The 17984-nt window shown below is 62.7% G+C and carries 20 protein-coding genes and 1 pseudogene; 17 read left to right on the top strand and 4 right to left on the bottom strand.

Features of this window, described 5'->3' with window-relative positions:
* Positions 1–14 precede the first annotated feature (14 nt).
* From I71_RS30445 to I71_RS37910, 3 genes are all read right to left on the bottom strand, one after another.
* Positions 15–257 (bottom strand): hypothetical protein, encoded by a 243-nt coding sequence (locus I71_RS30445; protein ID WP_042703195.1) that lies wholly within the window; start codon positions 255–257, stop codon positions 15–17.
* A 180-nt stretch (positions 258–437) separates the two neighbouring features.
* Complete coding sequence (locus tag I71_RS30435; protein ID WP_083897470.1) at positions 438–887, bottom strand: ribbon-helix-helix domain-containing protein; 450 nt, start codon at positions 885–887, stop codon at positions 438–440.
* Between the two features lie 206 nt (positions 888–1093).
* On the bottom strand, positions 1094–1507 hold the full coding sequence (locus I71_RS37910; RefSeq protein WP_211098460.1) for a helix-turn-helix domain-containing protein: 414 nt from the start codon (positions 1505–1507) through the stop codon (positions 1094–1096).
* Between I71_RS37910 and I71_RS41160 the strand changes: the two genes are divergently transcribed.
* The 7 genes from I71_RS41160 to I71_RS30405 all read left to right on the top strand — a co-directional run bounded on the left by I71_RS41160 (position 1490) and on the right by I71_RS30405 (position 6411).
* Positions 1490–1762, top strand: coding sequence for a carph-isopro domain-containing protein (locus I71_RS41160; protein WP_375731234.1), 273 nt, complete (start codon positions 1490–1492; stop codon positions 1760–1762). The two genes, I71_RS37910 and I71_RS41160, sit on opposite strands and share 18 nt — an antisense overlap.
* A 179-nt stretch (positions 1763–1941) precedes the next feature.
* A complete protein-coding gene (locus tag I71_RS30430; RefSeq protein ID WP_148294410.1) occupies positions 1942–2409 on the top strand; it encodes a hypothetical protein in 468 nt (155 codons plus the stop codon).
* Positions 2410–2817: 408 nt separating this feature from the next.
* Positions 2818–3075, top strand: a complete 258-nt coding sequence (locus I71_RS30425) for a hypothetical protein (RefSeq protein ID WP_042703188.1) — start codon at positions 2818–2820, stop codon at positions 3073–3075.
* Positions 3076–3505: 430 nt separating this feature from the next.
* Complete coding sequence (locus tag I71_RS30420) at positions 3506–4690, top strand: hypothetical protein (protein WP_042703186.1); 1185 nt, start codon at positions 3506–3508, stop codon at positions 4688–4690.
* A 113-nt stretch (positions 4691–4803) separates the two neighbouring features.
* Entirely contained in the window at positions 4804–5055 is a 252-nt protein-coding gene (locus I71_RS30415; RefSeq protein WP_042703184.1) for a hypothetical protein, read from the top strand.
* A gap of 58 nt (positions 5056–5113) precedes the next feature.
* Positions 5114–5734 (top strand): ParA family protein, encoded by a 621-nt coding sequence (locus I71_RS30410; RefSeq protein ID WP_042703182.1) that lies wholly within the window; start codon positions 5114–5116, stop codon positions 5732–5734.
* Positions 5735–5736: 2 nt separating this feature from the next.
* The gene (locus I71_RS30405) at positions 5737–6411 is read left to right on the top strand and encodes a DUF3102 domain-containing protein (RefSeq protein ID WP_042703180.1); all 675 of its coding nucleotides are present in this window, start codon (positions 5737–5739) and stop codon (positions 6409–6411) included.
* A 10-nt stretch (positions 6412–6421) separates the two neighbouring features.
* On the opposite strand, the gene I71_RS30400 is transcribed toward I71_RS30405, so the two are convergent.
* Positions 6422–7333: a hypothetical protein gene (locus tag I71_RS30400; RefSeq protein ID WP_211098459.1), complete on the bottom strand. Its 912-nt coding sequence runs from the start codon at positions 7331–7333 to the stop codon at positions 6422–6424.
* Between the two features lie 547 nt (positions 7334–7880).
* Between I71_RS30400 and I71_RS30395 the strand changes: the two genes are divergently transcribed.
* From I71_RS30395 to I71_RS30360, 10 genes and pseudogenes are all read left to right on the top strand, one after another.
* Positions 7881–8687, top strand: a complete 807-nt coding sequence (locus tag I71_RS30395; protein ID WP_042703176.1) for a hypothetical protein — start codon at positions 7881–7883, stop codon at positions 8685–8687.
* 371 nt (positions 8688–9058) lie between these two features.
* Positions 9059–10660 (top strand): class I SAM-dependent DNA methyltransferase, encoded by a 1602-nt coding sequence (locus I71_RS30390; protein ID WP_042703174.1) that lies wholly within the window; start codon positions 9059–9061, stop codon positions 10658–10660.
* The gene (locus I71_RS37905; RefSeq protein WP_148294409.1) at positions 10657–11892 is read left to right on the top strand and encodes a restriction endonuclease subunit S; all 1236 of its coding nucleotides are present in this window, start codon (positions 10657–10659) and stop codon (positions 11890–11892) included. Before I71_RS30390 ends, I71_RS37905 begins: the two co-directional genes overlap by 4 nt.
* Positions 11893–11927: 35 nt before the next feature.
* Positions 11928–12662, top strand: a complete 735-nt coding sequence (locus I71_RS36605) for an abortive infection family protein (RefSeq protein WP_083897469.1) — start codon at positions 11928–11930, stop codon at positions 12660–12662.
* Entirely contained in the window at positions 12659–15820 is a 3162-nt protein-coding gene (locus I71_RS30385) for a type I restriction endonuclease subunit R (RefSeq protein ID WP_042703172.1), read from the top strand. The genes I71_RS36605 and I71_RS30385 overlap by 4 nt, the downstream gene beginning before the upstream one ends.
* A 91-nt stretch (positions 15821–15911) precedes the next feature.
* Complete coding sequence (locus I71_RS30380; protein ID WP_042703170.1) at positions 15912–16187, top strand: hypothetical protein; 276 nt, start codon at positions 15912–15914, stop codon at positions 16185–16187.
* Between the two features lie 10 nt (positions 16188–16197).
* Entirely contained in the window at positions 16198–16965 is a 768-nt protein-coding gene (locus tag I71_RS30375) for a hypothetical protein (RefSeq protein ID WP_042703168.1), read from the top strand.
* 103 nt (positions 16966–17068) lie between these two features.
* Positions 17069–17323: a hypothetical protein gene (locus tag I71_RS30370; RefSeq protein WP_042703167.1), complete on the top strand. Its 255-nt coding sequence runs from the start codon at positions 17069–17071 to the stop codon at positions 17321–17323.
* 12 nt (positions 17324–17335) lie between these two features.
* Positions 17336–17518, top strand: a complete 183-nt coding sequence (locus I71_RS30365; RefSeq protein WP_042703165.1) for a hypothetical protein — start codon at positions 17336–17338, stop codon at positions 17516–17518.
* A pseudogene (locus I71_RS30360) lies at positions 17515–17984 on the top strand (site-specific integrase); the annotation flags it as partial. The gene I71_RS30365 and the pseudogene I71_RS30360, both read left to right, overlap by 4 nt.

The following is a 17984-nucleotide window of genomic DNA, read 5'->3' as shown; positions in this document are numbered from 1 at the left end:
CCATGCGCCAGCAGTTAGGCGATGGGGGAGGGCACGGCGACCACCAGCACGGGGAAGACGCCGCGCGGGTAGTGGGCGGGGATGTCCACGCTGTAGACGCCGGGGGTGAGGATGTCGCAGACGACCGGCACCTCGCCCACGGCGAGGATGACCAACCGCTCGCCCTGCCGGAACTGGATCCGGCGGACGTCGGCCGGAGTGTCGAACCGCGCCGCGTGGCACACCTGCCAGTTGGTTGCCTCAATGGTGGGGATCACGGCAGTTCCTCCCGTGCCAGTTCGGCGCAGTCGCGGTGATAGCGAGCGGCGGACAACAGGCGCAGGCGGCGGAGGGGGAGGCGGGTGTCCTCCGCCTCTAGCTCGGCCCGGCCGGTTTCCTCCAGGTGCCATTGGACAAGACCGACTAGGGCAACGGCTTCTTGTGCCGCGCCTGCCATCTCAGTTTTCCACCCGGTTGGCTGTGAACCTGCAGCCATTGGCGCGGCGTTCCTGGCCCAGGAAGGACAGCACGGCATTCGGCGCTGTGTAGGTCTGGAGGAAAAGACGGACCAGAGAGGTGAGCGGCAGATCGTCGGTATGGAACCGCTCATGCACGGCGCTGATCAGGACATCTCGGTTCGCGTAGCCTTCCGCCTCTGCAATGTGATCCAACAACAGCCACGACGTCACATCGAGCCGCATGGATGTCCGGTGCGCTGTCCAGCGGTTGTTGACCACTACGTTGTAGGTGACCAACGGCGTCACGCCCTTCTTGGGCAGCGCCGGAACCATGTGCCGCAGCGTGCTTTCCAGCTTTTCGGAGTGCGACGGCGCGAAGGATCGGTCCATGGATACGTTCTGCGCCCCGGCACGACGCTGAAGGGGGGCTTTGATGGCGATGCCCGTCATCATTAACCTCGCGTTTGTTCCGGCCCACATTCAGAAATTTTTTCTGACAGGTCAATTCGAAACAAGCGATTTGTTAGAAAAAATTTCTGATGACGGATGCGAGGCTGTCGAGGAGTCGATGGCGGAGTTTAAAGGGGTTCTAGGCCTACACGTTCACTGTAACAGCTGAGGTGTGCCGATTGTGGCGTATAAGCTGTAAAGAATAATCACGATGTACGGTCCAGAATTTTAGTTGCTAGAGAATAAGGCAATCCTTTTACGTCGCCGTCGTAGATCCAATCGTGAGTTATGCCCCATTTTTGTTTTAGAGATGAGACATACCAAGGGCGAACAAGTGCCTTTCCTCTTTCCCAGGCCGAAAGCACATGCTCGGTTACGTTGGTCATTGCAGCGAATTCGCGCACGGAATTAAAGCCGAGAGCTTCTCGGGTTGTGCGCAATCGTCGGCCAGCGGCCACGGTGTAGTCTTTTTCGATGAGGTCCTTCATGTCGGAATTGTCTTCCGACACATGACCGACGCGCGCTTGATAAATTCCCGTTGACGCGTCAGAAATTTTTTCTGAGAGTTTGCGCTGTTGATCTGTGGGAACGGCGGTAGAGATATGCTCACGCACGATCATGTCATATCCGCTTTCGGTGGCGGCACGAACATGGCAGCGGCCTTGGAGGCCGAAGGCAGCCCTGTTGATCGTGAAGCCGTCTACAAGTGGCGGAGGAACGGAATTCCACCGCGTTACTGGGGGATTGTCGCGCGTGCAGCTTCTCGCCTTGGCCTTCAAGGCATCACTCGAGAGGCGCTGGAGACCGCTCAACCATCCAAAGGACCGCGAGTGCGTCGTTCACGCGCTCTTCCTGCGCTGTCGATCAGCGGATAGCCGGGGAGACGTATGCTCATGTGCGAAGATCACCAGTTGTTTATCGGGGAAGCATCGCTCGCTTCACGCGAGACAGCAACAGCCAAGCCAGAGGGGGGTAATCGGTGGAAGGGCATAAGGAATCGGGCGCCGGCCAACCGGCCGCGTCAATCGGGGGCATCCCCGCCGCGTCCACCAGCATGATCGGTGCCGAGCAGGCGGTCCGGATGGACTGCCTGCAGCTGGCGGTGCAGTTGGATCGCGAAGGTGCCGACACCGGCGCCATGATCGCCCGTGCCCAGGCCTTCGCTGACTTCGTGCTGAAGGGCTCGACCTCGCCGGCGCAGCCGCTTGCCGCCGGTCTGGACGCCCAGGGCGACGGCACCGAAGCTCCGGCATTTGCCGCAGCAATGAAATGCATGGCTGAGGCTGGCGCTATCGTCGCTTCGGCGCGGAGCCAAAGAGAAACGGCTCAAACGGATTGCGATCCCGAACCGGGAACCTTGGGAGAGACGAACGCCCTGCTGCGCGGGCTGGTGGTGGCTATGCGTGGGATCGAGGAAGGAGTGCGCGAGTTCGCCCGGCTGCAATACACGCAGCCGGACGAACTGGAGTTTTACCGGAGCCTTGGCCTCATTCCCGAGGAGGGCGCACCTTCAAATGCTTGAGCGTCTCGCGAAAGATTTCGACAGCTTCGGCCGGATCGAGAGTGTTTCGGTTCCGAATAACCGCCGCTGCCAGAGTCGCCGCAATTTGACTTTGGGCACTGCTGGATGCAGCCATGCGCTGCGTGGAAGCTTCGTGGTCATTGCTCATTTTCAGAGTTCCTATGTTGGTGGCTTTGACACTTCCAGCATAGGGAAGGCGGAACGCGTCGTCACGGCAGCGCGTTCCGCACCTGTTCGGCCCCGACTAACGTGGGGCACAGTTGCAACAACTTCCGCGAGTCGTCTGCTGAAGTTGTTGCCGTCTTGCAAATCTGTTCGCTTCGCTGGGTTCCTTGTCCGTACCGGCGAAGTGCTGACGGCCGGAGTCCTTTGCCGACTCCGGCCGCTCGCTGTTGTCGAGGTGGCGTGATGGCCGAGCTTGACCCCGCCAGCCTCACCCCCGCCCAGCGCGCCGTCCTCGATGCGTGGCCAGCCTTCGAGGCCGCCGCTGCGGTGAAGTGGGCGACCGTCGACAAAATGGTGCGCATGCTCGGCAACGCGCATTCATTGGCGGACCTGAACGACGAGGAAGCGGCTGAATTGGCGGCTCTGCTGCGCCGTGGAACCGCGCGCCTGCACGCGCTCGCATCGCCGCAAACCGCCGCCGCATCCCGAGGACGGGCATGATCGCCCGCGGGCGACCGTTCCGATTCCGAAAAGATCCGAGATCCATCCTGAACAGCAGCGCTTTGGTTCCGCGGTTTCCGCGCGCCAATTGGCGTCCCGGTGCCGAACGTGCGCCGCCCGGAAGAAAGGAGCGGCCGTTCCAGCGACCGCCCCTCGAGTCGTCTGCTACCGATGTCAAACAGGGTGCGCTCTGCGTGGCGTCTGCCACGCGAGCCCATTGCCGTCTTCGACCAACGAAAATTAGGTGCGTCATGCCGTTCATGGAAGTCAGCCAGATAGGCCGGAATGGCGCACGGAAGTATGGGTTTGCGACCATGAGCGCCGCCGCACCGATCCGCCTCGACCGCGCTGTGCCGGTGCCGCTGTCATGCTCCCCCCGCTGCGGTCGAATACCGCGGCAGCTCGCGTCCCCTCTCACAGCGGGGGCGGCATGATCCAGGCGGACAAGCGTTCTCCCTTCTACCTGCTGCGCGAGCTGTTCCAGGATGCGTTGGGTCTGGCGCCCGGCCTGACCGACAAGCGCCGGGTGCTGGCGCTGCTGCTGGTCAGGCGCAGCGACGAGTCGATCTTCGTCCGCTGCGGCGAGCTGGTGGCGTGGATCGGCGCCGACAAGCTGGCGCGGGCCATGCGGTGCGACCGCCGCACCGTTCAGCGCGGCCTGTCCTGGCTGCTGGGCGCCGGCATCATCGAGGTGGACCGAAAGGGCGGCGGGCGGGCTCGCTCCACCCGCTACCGCTTCAGCAAACAGTGGCTGGGGGTGACTGCCGTCCAGCTGGAAAACTGCGGCACCGCCGAAGCCTATGGCCTGCCCGATGACCTGTTCGCGGTGGCAAACGGCGGCACCTATGCCGCAGTTGCCGCCCGCTTCAGCGGCGATACTGCGGCGGACGGGTGGCAGGGGGCGGGGGAGGGTGGCCGAAACAGCGGCTTGGCTGCCGCAGTTCCGGGCGTAAACAGCGGCATGATCGGCGGCAGCGGGGAGAACAGCGGCGCGGATGCCGCACTATCCGGCCAAAACTGCGGCGCATTTTCGGACGGCGACGGAGAAACTGCGGCGCTGGCGTCCACAAACTGCGGCAATTCAGCCGGAAACTGCGGCGCAGCTCTGCCGCCCGAAATAGATCTAAATAATAGAAATAGAGGCGCGCGGGCGTCGAAAACTGCGGCAGGCCAGAATCCTGACCGCCGCCAGCGTCACCTTCCCCTTCCCATTTCCGGCGGACGTTCTGCGACGGATGAACCCCAGAGCTATCCGGGGGCTGAGCGGAATCGTGGCTGGCATCCGAGAATCGTGCAGAGGGCGTCGGAGATTCTGGGAGACGCCCAGCGCGCGGTCCTGGCGGTGGAGTGGCTGGAGGACGCGCAGAAAGAGCGGCTACGCGACGGCTACCGGCCGACGGCGGAGGAACTGGAGAAGTGGCTGGGCTGGGCGCTCGACCGGGCGGACCAGAGCGGCATCGCGCCGGCTGGTGGGCTGCCGCCGGATCTGGCGCAGGCGGTCCAGCTGGCAGCCCAGCAGGCCGTGCGCGACGTGCTGCCGTCGATTGTGCCGACGCTGATCCAGGCGCTTCAGCAACAGCTTCAGGGCGGCGGGGCGGGCACCGTGGCTGCCTGAGAAACGGCGGCATGATGCAGCAGCTCGCGCTTGACGGGGGAGAGGACGGGGATGGGTGGCTCGGCCGGAAGAGGCACAGGAAACAGCGGCGCACTGCTGCGGGGTGCGCGGCCATGAGCCGGGCCGGCCAGCAACTGCCCCTGGATCTGGGCGTGCCGCCGCGCACCGCGCGACACCGGCCGGTGCAGGTCCAACCGGAGGAGCCGGGCGTGTACCGCGCCATCGAGGTGCTGCGCGCCGCCGGGCTGCGGGTCTACCGGAGCGGCGCTCTGCATCAGGTCGACGGCAAGCTGCTGACCACGGCGGAGTTGATGCGCCTCTTCCACGCCCACCAGCGGCGGGAGAAGGGCGACGCCGACCGCTGAGGCGGCGGCGGGGGAAACGCGAAAGTGTTCACGCGTGAACGCTTTGAGGGGGACCGAAATGAAGACGATCCTGGTGGTTCAGGGAAAGGGCGGCGGGCCGAAGACGGCGACCGTCCGCAATCTGGCGGTGGCGGTTGCGACGGCCGGGCTGCGGGTGGGGACGCTCGACACGGATCCGCAGGGCAGCCTGACGCACTGGCACAGCCTGCGCCCGGCCGACGTCGCGCCGATCGCCGGCGAGCAGCGCGTGCTGGGCGAGGTGACGGAGCGGCCGACGCCGCAGGGCCTCGACCTGCTGGTGATCGACACACCGACCGCGGTGGAGTTCTTCCCCGAATCGACGGCGCTGCTGTTCGACGCGGCCGACCTGGTGCTGGTGCCGGTGCGGCCGGGACCGGAGGACCTGGTCAGCATGCAGGCCATGCTGCCCTACCTGCACAGCCGGCGCCGGCCGATGCGGCTGCTGTTGAGCCAGATCCAGCCGCGCCTGCGCGAGACGGCCGACGCACGGGCCATCGTCGCCGGCATGGGCACGCCGGCGCCGGTGGAGATCCCGCTGCTTCAGGAGGTGCCGCGCAGCTTCATGGCCGGCCTGGGCACGGCCGAGATCCCCGGCACCCGCACCGGCCCGCTGTTCCGTGACCTGTGGGCCTATCTGTCCGCCGAGATGGGAGTCTGACGATGGCACCGACCGCCCGCAGCCTGGGGAATGCCCGCCTGTCGATGCTGGCCAAGCCGCGTCCCCTGACCACCCGTGCCGAGTTCGCCGCCGACATCCGCCGGGAATGGACCAACGCGCTGGAGGCCACTGTGGCGGTGGGCCGCCGCCTGAACGAGGCCAAGGAGGCGCTGCCGCATGGCGAATACGAGGCGATGGTGACGACCGACCTTCCATTCAGCACCTCGACCGCCCGCAAGCTGCGCGAGATCGCCGCCTTCGTCGATGAGGGCAAGGTGCCGTTGGACCGGCTGCCGGAAGCGATGGGCACCCTCTACGCTATCGCGACGCTGCCGGACGAGACGCGCCAGCAGGCACTGGACGCCGGCACGATCCACCCGGCGGTGACGCGGGCCGAGGTGGCGGCACTGAAGCCGCCAGCCCGACCAGTAGACCCGTCCGTCGAGGTTATCGCCCCGCCAGCCCCGCTGGCACGGGAGCCGTCACCACCGCGCGAGTCACGCTTCGCGGCGGCGCTGTCGCTCCCCTGGCACACGGATCCGGCTGATCCCGGCGCCATCACCGTCGAGCTGGACGGCGTGCGCCGCTTCCTGCTGGTGATGGTGGCGCCCGATCCGGCGGCGGCGGACGTGGTGCGGCATGTGGTGGAACTGCACAACAGGACGCTGGGGGAGTAGCCCGCCGTTCCTATTCAGGATCAGGCGAATCGAATTGGAGCGGCAGTTGACGGGCGGCGCTCCGGTGTTCGACGACTTCCAGAACGGTATATTCCGTGCGCAAGCCATCCTTGATCCGCCATTGCTCCATCAGCACGCGACAAACCAGAATGTCGCCTTTGGCGAACACCACATCGTTCTGATTGACGCGGGCAATGAAAGCCTCGTCGGCCATGGTCACGTTGATGGTATTCTGGCCATCGAACAGCCGCCATTTGTTTCCGTCCTTGAAGGAAATGGAAACGATGGTGAAGGCGGCCTTTTTCTCCTCTTGGATGATCTGTTCTTCTTCGGGTTCGGGTGCCAGGAAGGACGCGGCGTCTTCCTTGGTTATGACTTCCCTGGAGTCGGGTGCCGGCGTTAAGGCGATGGTGTCGATGCCCGATTTCTCCAGCGGGCGGATCACCGAGGCGGCGGCCTTTCGCACGTCCAGATCCCGGTACAGCTCGATGACTTCGCGCGCGGTTTCGATCGACAAATCGTCCAGTTCCAGCCGGACCCGCCCGTTCTCCAAGGCAACCAACCGCTTCGGCCGGCGACCGCGCAGCCACTTGATGACGCCGAACAGCCCAACCGTGCCGCCGGTGGCGCCACTCAGCAGCGCCAGAAGGTTGGCGGCGGCGGTCGCATCCTCCCCGACCAGGAAGCTGCGCATCTGGGATATCAGGCTCTGGACGAGGTCCAGATTGACCTCGAACGACCCTTTGCGGAAATCGGCGCGGACAAGGACGGTGGCCTGGATACGCTCCCCATTCAGAACACGGTTCGCTTCTTCGCAGAGTTGGCCGATGGCCAGCAGAGACGGCGCAAGATCCCGAACGTCCATGGTGCCGTCATGGATCGCCGGGCCGTCAAACGCCACCTTGAGGGTTGCTCTGCTCATCTCATCCGCCGCCACAGCGCCCTCTCCCTTCATCGTGTCTATGAAACGGAGAAGACGCTAAAAAATTTTCTACCGAAATGGAGTCCTATTTCACCAAATTACGGCCACGCTCCCCTCCCGTCAAACCCACCCGGTCAAACGGCGACATGGATGGAAAGGTGGGGTGCAGCATGGCGGAGTAAACCGACAAAAGGGGATGGCCGCACCTTGCGGAAAGCCCTGGGGGCAGTAGTTGCCTTCTGCGATACGATCAACATGGTTTCATGCGGTGTCATCGCCCTTGACGCTCCGCCCCGGTGGAGCGATCTTTCGGGCCGGAGCCTGACAACTCCTCAATGGCGGCAAGCCACCCGCGCGTTTTTCGCGATGTGGCTATTTTCATGCCCGGATTCCGTCCGGATCATGCCCCTTTGCCGGGGGACGGATGAATACAATACCCGCAAGGGGAATAGTCCGGCCTGTCCATTGCAGGTTGTCAGCCCCCGGCGCCAGGGTCGTCGTGACAAGCGGCTCTTCGTCGGCAATGCCGCAATGGAGGGCGATCGCCATGGACAGCATGAGCGACGACGGGCAAGCCTTGCCCGTGTTATCACCGACCGACATCGACACCACGATCAATCATGAGCCGCGCATTCTGGATCTCCGCTTGGCCGCAGCGCTGGGCTTCAGGAAGCCCCGCGACATTCGCCCTTTGATCGAGCGGCACCGTGAAGCTCTTGAGCGGCTGGGTGAGGTTTGCCTCACCGTGCGGCAAACCTCACCGAATGGCGGACGTCCCGCCGCTGAATTCTGGCTGACGAAGAAACAAGCCGTCTATCTCTGCACCAAGGCCGAAACCGAACGCGCGACTGACATAACCATCGCCGTGGTCGAGCTGTTCGACGCCGTGACCAGCGGCAAGGCCCTACCGACTCCCGCCGCCTCGCTGACCAAGGCCGACCTCGACGCCATCGACCGGCGGGCGCGCGAGCTGGGCGAGGCCGAGGAACGCCGGGTCCGCGCAGCTCTGACCGCCGACGCCCTGGACCGGGTGCGGCAGGGGCAGCCGGTGGACGTGGCGATGCTGCTGGCGCCGCCCGCCGCCCGGCCCCTGTTGCCGGCACCGGCGCCGTCGCTGATCGGCACCCCGCTGTCGGACCTGCCCTTCAACGAGCGCAGCCTGATCCTTGCCTACCGCGACCTGCCCCCGACGCGGAAAGAGCAGCTGTCGGGACTGATGGGCGCCGCCGCCACCTACACCGAGTCCCTGCGCGGTCTGTGGACGGCGACATCGGCCTGCGGCATGTGGGACGGCATCGCCGCGATGATCGACAGCCACGCCCACAAGTTCCACCAGCGCATCCCCATCGGATAGCGCCTCCTCCCCGGTCCATGCCGGCTGTGCGATGGGGCGTGCTCGCCTCTTCGCACAGCCGGCGTGGTTCGGTGTGCATCGTTCGCGTGGTGCCAGGGCCGTTCGGCCACCGATGGCCGCCGGACCACCCGTCAGCCCGGCTACGCCATTAGCCTGCAAAATCGCAAGCGCATAATCCCGTTGCTCCCTATACGAGAATTGGCCAATCTCCCTCCTCCTGTTTTCGATAGGCATGGCGGTATACCAGCCTGCTGCCGTGTCGAAGGCGGGGCAGGGTGCGGTGGAGGTCCGGGTGGCGATAGGCTGTTCGGCCGCCATCGCTCCCATCGGAACGAGTAGTTCGCTTACCAATCCGTTGAAGGACATCCGTCATGGCCCGAGGCCGTCCGCGTAAGAACCCAGAGACCGCGAAACCGGAACAGAAAACGGCCGCGGAGAGGCAAGCGGATTTCGAGCGCGATCTGTTTCTGGCCGCGGACAAGCTCCGGAAGAACCTCGAGCCTTCGGATTACAAGCACGTCGTTTTGGGCCTGATCTTCCTGCGGCATATCTCGCTGGCGTTCGAGGCCCGGCATGAGACCTTGCTGCGGGAAGACCCGGAGGCGGCCGAGGATCGCGACGAGTATCTTGGCGAAAACATCTTCTGGGTGCCGAAGGAGGCACGTTGGTCCCATCTTCAGGCCAACGCCCCGCAGCCGACCATCGGCAAGCTGATCGACGAGGCGATGACCGCCATCGAGGCGGAGAACCCGACTCTGAAAGGCGTTCTGCCCAAGGACTACAACCGCCCCGCCCTCGACAAGGTGATGGTGGGTGAGCTGATCAACCTGATTTCCGGCATCGCCCTTGGCGTCGAGGGCGGGGCGGCGCGTGATGTGCTGGGCCGCGTCTATGAATATTTCCTGGGCGGCTTCGCCGGGTCGGAGGGCAAGCGCGGTGGCGAGTTCTATACGCCCCGCTCGGTGGTGCGGGTCCTGGTCGACATGCTGGAACCCTTCCCCGATCCGGCGCGCGGGGTAGAGGGCCGGGTCTATGACCCCTGCTGCGGCTCCGGCGGCATGTTCGTCCAGACCGAACGGTTTCTGGAGGCGCATGGCGGGCGCATCGGCCAGCTCGCCATCTATGGGCAGGAAAGCAACTACACCACCTGGCGGCTGGCCAAGATGAACCTTGCTGTGCGCGGCATCGACGCCAGCGGCATCGCCTGGAACAACGAAGGCAGCTTCCACAAGGACGAATGGCGCGACAAGAAATTCGACTTCATCCTGGCTAACCCGCCATTCAACGTGTCCGACTGGGGTGGCGAGCGGCTGCGCGAGGATGTCCGCTGGACCCATGGCGCTCCGCCGGTGGGCAACGCCAACTATGCGTGGCTCCAGCACATCCTGCACCACCTCGCCCCCAACGGCACGGCGGGGGTGGTGTTGGCGAATGGTTCGATGTCGTCGGCGCAGGGGGGCGAGGATGTCATCCGCCGCGCCATGGTCGAGGCCGACGTGGTGGATTGCATGATCGCCCTGCCGGGGCAGCTGTTCTTCTCCACCCAGATCCCGGCCTGCCTGTGGTTCCTGAGCCGCAACAAGAAGAACGGCCGTTTCCGCGACCGTCGCGGCGAGATCCTGTTCATCGACGCCCGTAAGCTGGGTTTCATGGCCGACCGCACCCGCCGGGAGTTTTCTGACGAGGACGTGGCGAAGATCGCCGGAGCTTATCACGCATGGCGCGGGGAAGCTGACGCGGGCGTTTATGAGGATGAGGCGGGTTTCTGCAAATCCGCCACGCTGGAGGAGATCAAGGCGCACAACTATGTGCTGACGCCGGGCCGCTATGTGGGGGCGGCAGAAATCGAGGCGGACGATGCTCCATTTGCTGAGCGTTTTGCTACGCTAAAGGACACCTTAAGTAGGCAATTTGAAGAAAGTCTTCTCCTTCAGGAACGGATTAATAACTCCATGGCGAGCATTTCTCTATGACTGATACCTTTGGAGATTATTTCACGATTAGGCGTGGAAACACTTATCAGGGCGCACTTCTTGGTCAGCCGGGACCTGTCCTTCTCGGGCTGGCTTCAATTGCAAGAAATGGAGGCTTCAAGGCGGACAACTTGAAAACTTATGGCGGTGCTTCTGATGAGCGGATTTTGCTTAAACCGGGAGATATTTATGTCTCTCTTAAGGACGTTACACAATCGGCCGATCTGCTTGGTTCCGTGGCAAGGGTTCCATCGCATGTAGCGATGGGAAGATTAACACAAGATACTGTAAAGATAGAGTTCAAGAAACAAGATGCTCCCGCTGATTATATTTATTGGCTGTTGAGAACTCCTCAATACCGGGAGTATTGTAGAGCGCGCGCTACAGGAACAACCAACTTGGGGCTGGCTAGAGAAGATTTTCTCGCATTCCCGGTCCCGGAACTATCTGAATCGCGACGTCAGATTGTGGGTTTTCTGCAAGCAATTGAGGAAAAAATACAATCAAACCGAGAAATAAATGAGACTCTTGAGTCGATGGCGCGTGAGATTTTCAAGGACTGGTTTGTTGATTTTGGCCCTACCCGCGCTAAATCCGAATGCCATAAGCCTTATCTTTCTGCTGACCTATGGTCTCTTTTCCCTGAATTATTTGATAGCGATGGGAAGCCGGAAGGTTGGAGCTTTAAAGAGCTTGGGGATGTGGCAAAGCAAGCTGGCAGTATTGTTGATCCAAGAACACTGGACCCCAATACATGCTATATTGGGCTTGAACACATGCCACGTCGATCAATCGCGCTTACTGAATGGGGGGAGGCTGGCAACGTTACAAGTGGAAAACTTTCTTTCCAGAAAGGAGATTTCTTGTTCGGGAAACTTCGGCCATATTTCCATAAGGTTGGAATTGCGCCTTTAAGTGGTATTTCGTCGACTGATATTGTCGTACTCAATGCTTGTAATCAAAATGCAGCTGCTTTCGTTCTAATTTGTATCTCTCAAGATGATTTTGTTCAGTTCGCAGATCGTGCATCTGATGGAACAAAAATGCCGAGAACAAGTTGGGGTCGGATGAGTCGATATCGCGTGTGTATCCCTAGTATATCTGTGTTGGAGGCTTTTTCAGAAATTGTTGATCCAATGTTGGAGCGCATTGTCTCAAATATTCATGAATCCCATAGTCTTTCTAAGATGCAAGAAATTATTCTGCCTAAATTAATATCCGGGGCATTATAGAAATTTTGTATCAGGACAGAGAAAGGTGAAGCGACATGAGTTTAGATTGGTATCCAGCCATTCGAGAATTTTGCTCTTATTGGCGTGATGCGCCAATGTTACAGCAAACGTTTCACACTCTCGAACACAGCTTTTCAACGGATAACGATGCGTGCATCGACGCAGCAAAATGTGTTGTTGAAGTAGCTTGTCAGATTATTGTTGATGAGTTGGATAATCCATTGGCGTCTCTAAAGCCAAAGGAAGAAAATCCGAAATTTGGAGTATGGGTAAGCGCTGCAGTGCGCGCACTGAAACTTGGAGATATAAGAAATTCTGCATTCCAGAAATTAATATCTCAGCACCATAAATTAACGACAACCTTGGGAAACCTCCGCAATGATGCTGGTCCCGTTAGTCACGGAAGAGACGGTTTTATTGAAAGGCTGTCTTCTTATCACCGCCGTGCTGCGGTTTTATCTGCCGACGCTGTCGTTGCATTTCTACATCAAACTTATCTTGAAGCTGAGTTAAATCTCGCGCGAACACGCGAGCCTTATGACAGATTTAGAAACCAAAACGATATAATTGATGAGTGGTGTGGTTACGGAGATGTAAATATTGAAGATGGTGGATCTCTTAGTGTTTCTGTAAATTTTCCTAATGAAGAGAGCGCGTTGCTAATCAACGTAAGCTTGAGCCAATTTCTTTTTCAAGTCGATCGCCCTGCTTATATCGAAGCTTTGAATGCAGCGCGCACTGCTGAATCCTTTGAGGAAGATAGCATATGAGTACACTTTCCGAAAGCCATGTGGAGCAAGCGGCACTGGCATGGCTTGCGGAACTTGGATATACGATCACTTCCGGCCCAGCTATCGCACCGGATGGTGCTGCAGCGGAGCGTGCAAGCTATCAGGACGTGGTGTTAGCCCGGCGGCTGGTCCAGGCCGTTGCCCGACTTAACCCGGCTATTCCAGAGGAGGCGCGTGCTGAGGCGCTGCGCGTGCTGCGGCGAGTCGAGTATCCGGGATTGATCGAGGAGAATCGCCGTTTGCATCGCATGCTGGTGGAGGGCGTGCCCGTAGAATTCTATGGCGACGACGGGGTGCTTAAAGGCGATCATGTCCGCCTGATCGACTTCGATGATCCCCAGGCCAACGACTGGCTGGCGGTCAACCAGTTTACCATCGTCGAACAGAAGGCCAACCGGCGGCCCGACGTGGTGCTATTCGTCAACGGGCTGCCGGTCGTGGTGGTCGAACTCAAGAACGCCGGGGACGAGAACGCCACGCTCGACGGCGCCTTCAACCAGCTTCAGACCTACAAGGCACAAATCCCCTCGCTGTTCCGCAGCAACACAGCGCTGGTAATTTCCGACGGGCTGGGCGCTCGCATCGGCTCTCTGACCGCCGGGCGTGAACGGTTCATGCCCTGGCGCACCATCGAGGGCGACGGGCTGACCAAGGGGATGGCCGAGCTGGAAATCCTGCTGAAAGGTGCATTCGAGCCGCGGCGTTTCCTGGCGCTGTTGAAGGATTTCACCGTGTTCGGGGAGACCGGCGGCGGGCTGGCCAAGATCCTTGCCGGTTATCACCAGTTTCACGCGGTGCGCCATGCTGTCGAGCAGACGGTGGCGGCCACCGGCCCGCAGGGCGACCGCCGGATCGGCGTCGTCTGGCACACCCAGGGATCGGGCAAGAGCCTGCTGATGGCCTTCTATGCCGGCCAAGTCATCCTGCATCCGGCCATGGGCAATCCGACCCTGGTGGTGCTGACCGACCGCAACGATCTGGACCAGCAGCTCTTCGCTACCTTCGGGATGTGCAAGGATCTGCTGCGCCAGACGCCGCAACGGGCGGAGAGTCGGGAAGAGTTGCGCAGTCTGCTGACCCGGCCATCGGGCGGGGTGATCTTCACCACCATCCAGAAATTCCAGCCGGTGGACGGGGAGAAGGACCATCCGCTGCTGACCGACCGCCGCAACGTCGTGGTGATGGCCGACGAAGCGCACCGCAGCCAATACGGCTTCAAGATGAAGGTCGACGCCAAGGACGGCGAGACGTCCTATGGCTTCGCCAAGTATCTGCGGGACGCCTTGCCGCGGGCATCCTTCATCGGCTTTACCGGAACGCCGATCGAAAGCAGCGACGTCAACACCCCGGCGATCTTTGGCGACTACATCGACATCTACGACATCAGCCGTGCCGTCACCGACGAAGCGACGGTGCCGATCTATTACGAAAGCCGGCTGGCGCGGATTGAACTGCCGGAAGAGGAAAAGCCGAGGATCGACGCCGAAATCGCCCAGCTGACCGAAGACCTGCTAGAAGGCGAAGAGGAGCGGTTGGGCCGCAAGTATGGCAGCGTGGAGGCGGTGGTCGGCGCCGATCGGCGTTTGGCCATGGTGGCGGCAGATTTGATCGCCCATGCCGAGTCGCGCTTCGCGGCCCTCGACGGCAAGGCCATGGTAGTCTGCATGAGCCGTCGTATCTGTGTCGAACTCTACAAGCACATCGTGGCTCTGCGTCCCACCTGGCACAGCGACGATGACGAACAGGGGGCGGTCAAGGTCGTCATGACGGGGGTGCCCTCCAACCCGCCGGACTGGCAGCCGCACATCGGCAAGCGCCCCAAGGCCCGGCGCGAACTGCTGGCGAAGCGGGCCAAGGATCCCGACGATCCGCTGCGGCTGGTCATCGTGCGCGATATGTGGCTGACCGGTTTCGACGCGCCGTCCATGCACACCATGTACATTGACAAGCCGATGAAGGGGCACGGGTTGATGCAGGCCATCGCCCGCGTGAACCGGGTGTTCCGCGACAAGCCGGCTGGGCTGGTGGTGGACTACATCGGCATCGCCCAGAACCTGAAGGCCGCGCTGGGGCAATATTCCGGCGCCGATGGAGAGCAGACCGGCATCGACGAGGAAGAGGCCATCGCCGCGATGGTCGAGCGGTACGAGGTCGTCCGCGACATGTTCCGGCCGGGAATGGCCGATGGTTTCGACTATCGGCCGGCCCTGGCCGAGACGGCGACGCCCCAGCTTCGCCTGACGATCATGGCCGGCGCCATGGACTGGGTGCTTGCCATGCAGCAGGCGCTGGCCGCGGACAAGAAAACCGAGGAAGAGAAGAAGCGCGCTCATCGTCATTACGCCGATGCCGTTCTGATCTTGTCGAAGCTCCACGCCATGGCGGCGGCCAGCGAAGAGGCTCGGGACATCCGGGACGAGGTGGGCTTTTTCCAGGCGGTGCGCGCCGCCCTGATCAAGACCGGAGCCGGTGGTGGGCGCAGCGGGGCCGACCGCGAGTTGGCCATCCAGCAGCTTGTCAGCCGGGCCGTGGTCTCCACCGAGATTGTGGACATCATGGCCGCCATCGGGCTGAACCGGCCCGACATCTCGATCCTGTCCGATGAATTCCTGGCCGAAATGCGCGACCTGGAGAAAAAGAACCTGGCGGTGGAGGCGCTGCGCAAGCTGCTGAATGGCCAAGTCCATTCGATGGGAAAGCGCAACGTCGTCCAGGCGCGAGCCTTCTCCGAACGGTTGGAAGCGGCGATCACCCGCTATCACAACAACGCCGTGACCACGGTCGAGGTGTTGGAAGAGCTGATCGCGATGGCTCGGGAGATCGAGGCGAGCCGCCGGCAAGGCGAAGAAAGCGGATTGGGTGAGGACGAAATCGCCTTTTATACCGCCTTGGCGGATAACAAGAGTGCTCGCGACATGATGGGCGAGCCTGCTTTGCGTGTCATCGCCCATGAACTGGTGCAGGACATCCGCAAGAACCTTACCGTAGATTGGGCGCATCGTGAATCCGCCCGGGCTGACATCCGCCGTCGGGTGAAGCGTATCCTGCGGAAATATGGGTATCCGCCTGATTTGCAGGATATGGCGGTTCAGAATGTGCTTCAGCAGGCCGAGGCGCTGTCTGCTGAGTTGGTGTAGCTTCTGAAAGGAATTGGTAATCCTTTTGGGCAAACAATCCTAACTCCCTCGGTGCGATGCCGTCATGCCGGGGGCTTGCCCGGAGGTTTCCATGTCCAAGCCCGCGCCGCTGCTGCCGCTGTTCCTCTCCTACCAACAATTGGCCGGCTGCGCGGAGTGCGAGGCGGCGGACCGGTTGCGGGGCAGGTTGGAACAACAGCTGTCGGCCGGCGAGGTGGTTTCCGCCGACGATCTGTTCGCCAAGGCGCGCTATCTGCAGGATTGCGGGCGGATCGACCCCGGCCTGATTCCGATGGAGGCCCTGGACACGCTGGTCGCCGGGGTGGCCCGGCTGCTGGGGCCGGGACTGTCCCAGGTGGCAGCGTGAGGGCTGGACCATGGCCATCGCCTTTGCCCGGTGCGACAGCCGCCGGCGCCTCGACCTCGAAACCCTGGTGACGTGGGCGCTGCGCGACCAGCAGGCCGACCGCGTCCAGTCCGGCCTGTTCGACATCGAGGCTGCGGCGAACGATCATGGATGGGAACCGCAAGGGGTGAGCGGAGACGGTGTGGCCGAGCTGCTGCGCCGTCATGAGGTCGGTGACCGGGTGGACGGCGGCGGGCCGGTGCGCGGCATCGCCGTGACGGTTCATCCCGATGCCGAGGCGGTCGCCAACGCGGTGGGATGGCTGGCCCCGTGGCAGCGGCGTCTCGTCCGCTTCCATGGCCGCTCCGGCACCCGGCCGGACTGGTTGCCGCTGGTGCCGCCGATGGTCGCGGTGAAGCGGCCGAGCGAGGCGCGCGGCCGCTACCGACATGTCACAGCCGAGCGGTGGGAGTTCGTGCCGACCCGCTCGGAACTGGCCAAGCGCTATGTGCTTCGCGGGCAGTCGCTCTTCGACGCCCGCGGGCAGCGCCGGATCATCGAGGAAGAGCGCGGCTTTCACTTCCGTACCTTCGGCGATGGGCGCCGGCAGGTGCAGGTGAAGTGGTGCCCGCTGGAGCCGGCTCACAGCGATGCCGACATCGTCGAGGCCAACACCGACTATGCCGGCTGGCACGCCGGCATGACGGAACTGCTGGAGCGGATCGGCGGCTGGGGTTTGCGCGATCATGTGCTGACCGGCTTCACCGCCCCAGCGACGCCGTGGGAATATAATCCTTGACGGATGGTCAATTCCTTGACAGGGTGAGCGGGACGAATTGCGTTTGAAGGAAGGCCCGCCCGGCAGATGCCGCGGCTGGCCTTCTGCTGTCCGGGGGCTGGCCATGCGGACCGAATGGGACGGCGTGCTGTGCCTTCAACTCGGCCCGGTGGATCGTCATTTCGCCGTGCGCATCACCTACCAGGGCGGACCCTTCCGCGCCGACATCGAGGCCATCGAGATCCGGACCCGGCAGGGCTGGATCCGGGCGCCCTGGCTGATCGATCTGGTGGAGGAGTGCGCGCCTCTCTTCGACATGCTGCGCGACCATGCCGCCGGCCGGGTGGCCGACGCGCGGGCGGTCGCGCGGCTTTCCTGACAGGACAGCAGGATGGACGAGCTTATCCGCGAGGCGGTCGCCGCCGGCGCCGGCCTCACCCGTTACAGCGACCCGGTGGCGGTGTGCCCGTCGGACGGTGCGGTCGCGTTCTTCGGCCAGCAGGTCGCGGCAATGCTGCGCGAGCTGCCGGAAGACATGACCGTGGCCGAACTGCGCGACGCCATCGACGGATGAGCCTTCCCGTCCTTCCGGGCGATCCGGCCGGACAGGACGTCAGCGACGCCCGCCACGCCCCGGCGCTGCGGCTGGACCGCATCCAGGAGCATCTGCTGGACGCCTTCTATGCCGGGCGCTCGGCCAACACGGTGCGGGCCTACCGGCGGGATCATGAGGACTTCCGGACCTTCGTGGCCCGGCAGGATGGGCTGGCCGCCTTCGCCGCCACCGCCGAACAGGCGGTGCGGATGCTGCTGGCGGTGGAGCATGGGCAGGCCAACGCCCTGGCGCTGGGCTACCGCACCGACATGGTGCGGCGGCAGCTCCAGCCCGCCACCGTCAACCGCCGGCTGGCGGCGCTGCGGTCGGTGGTCAGGCTGGGCAACACGCTCGGCCTGGTCACCTGGTCCCTCGATGTGGAGAACGTCGACTCCGTGACCTACCGCGACACGCGGGGGCCGGGGCGGGACGGCGTGCGGGCGAT

It is taken from the genome of Azospirillum sp. B506 (genome assembly GCF_000333595.1).
Lineage (GTDB): Bacteria > Pseudomonadota > Alphaproteobacteria > Azospirillales > Azospirillaceae > Azospirillum.
This window is presented reverse-complemented; position numbering and strand designations above follow the sequence as displayed.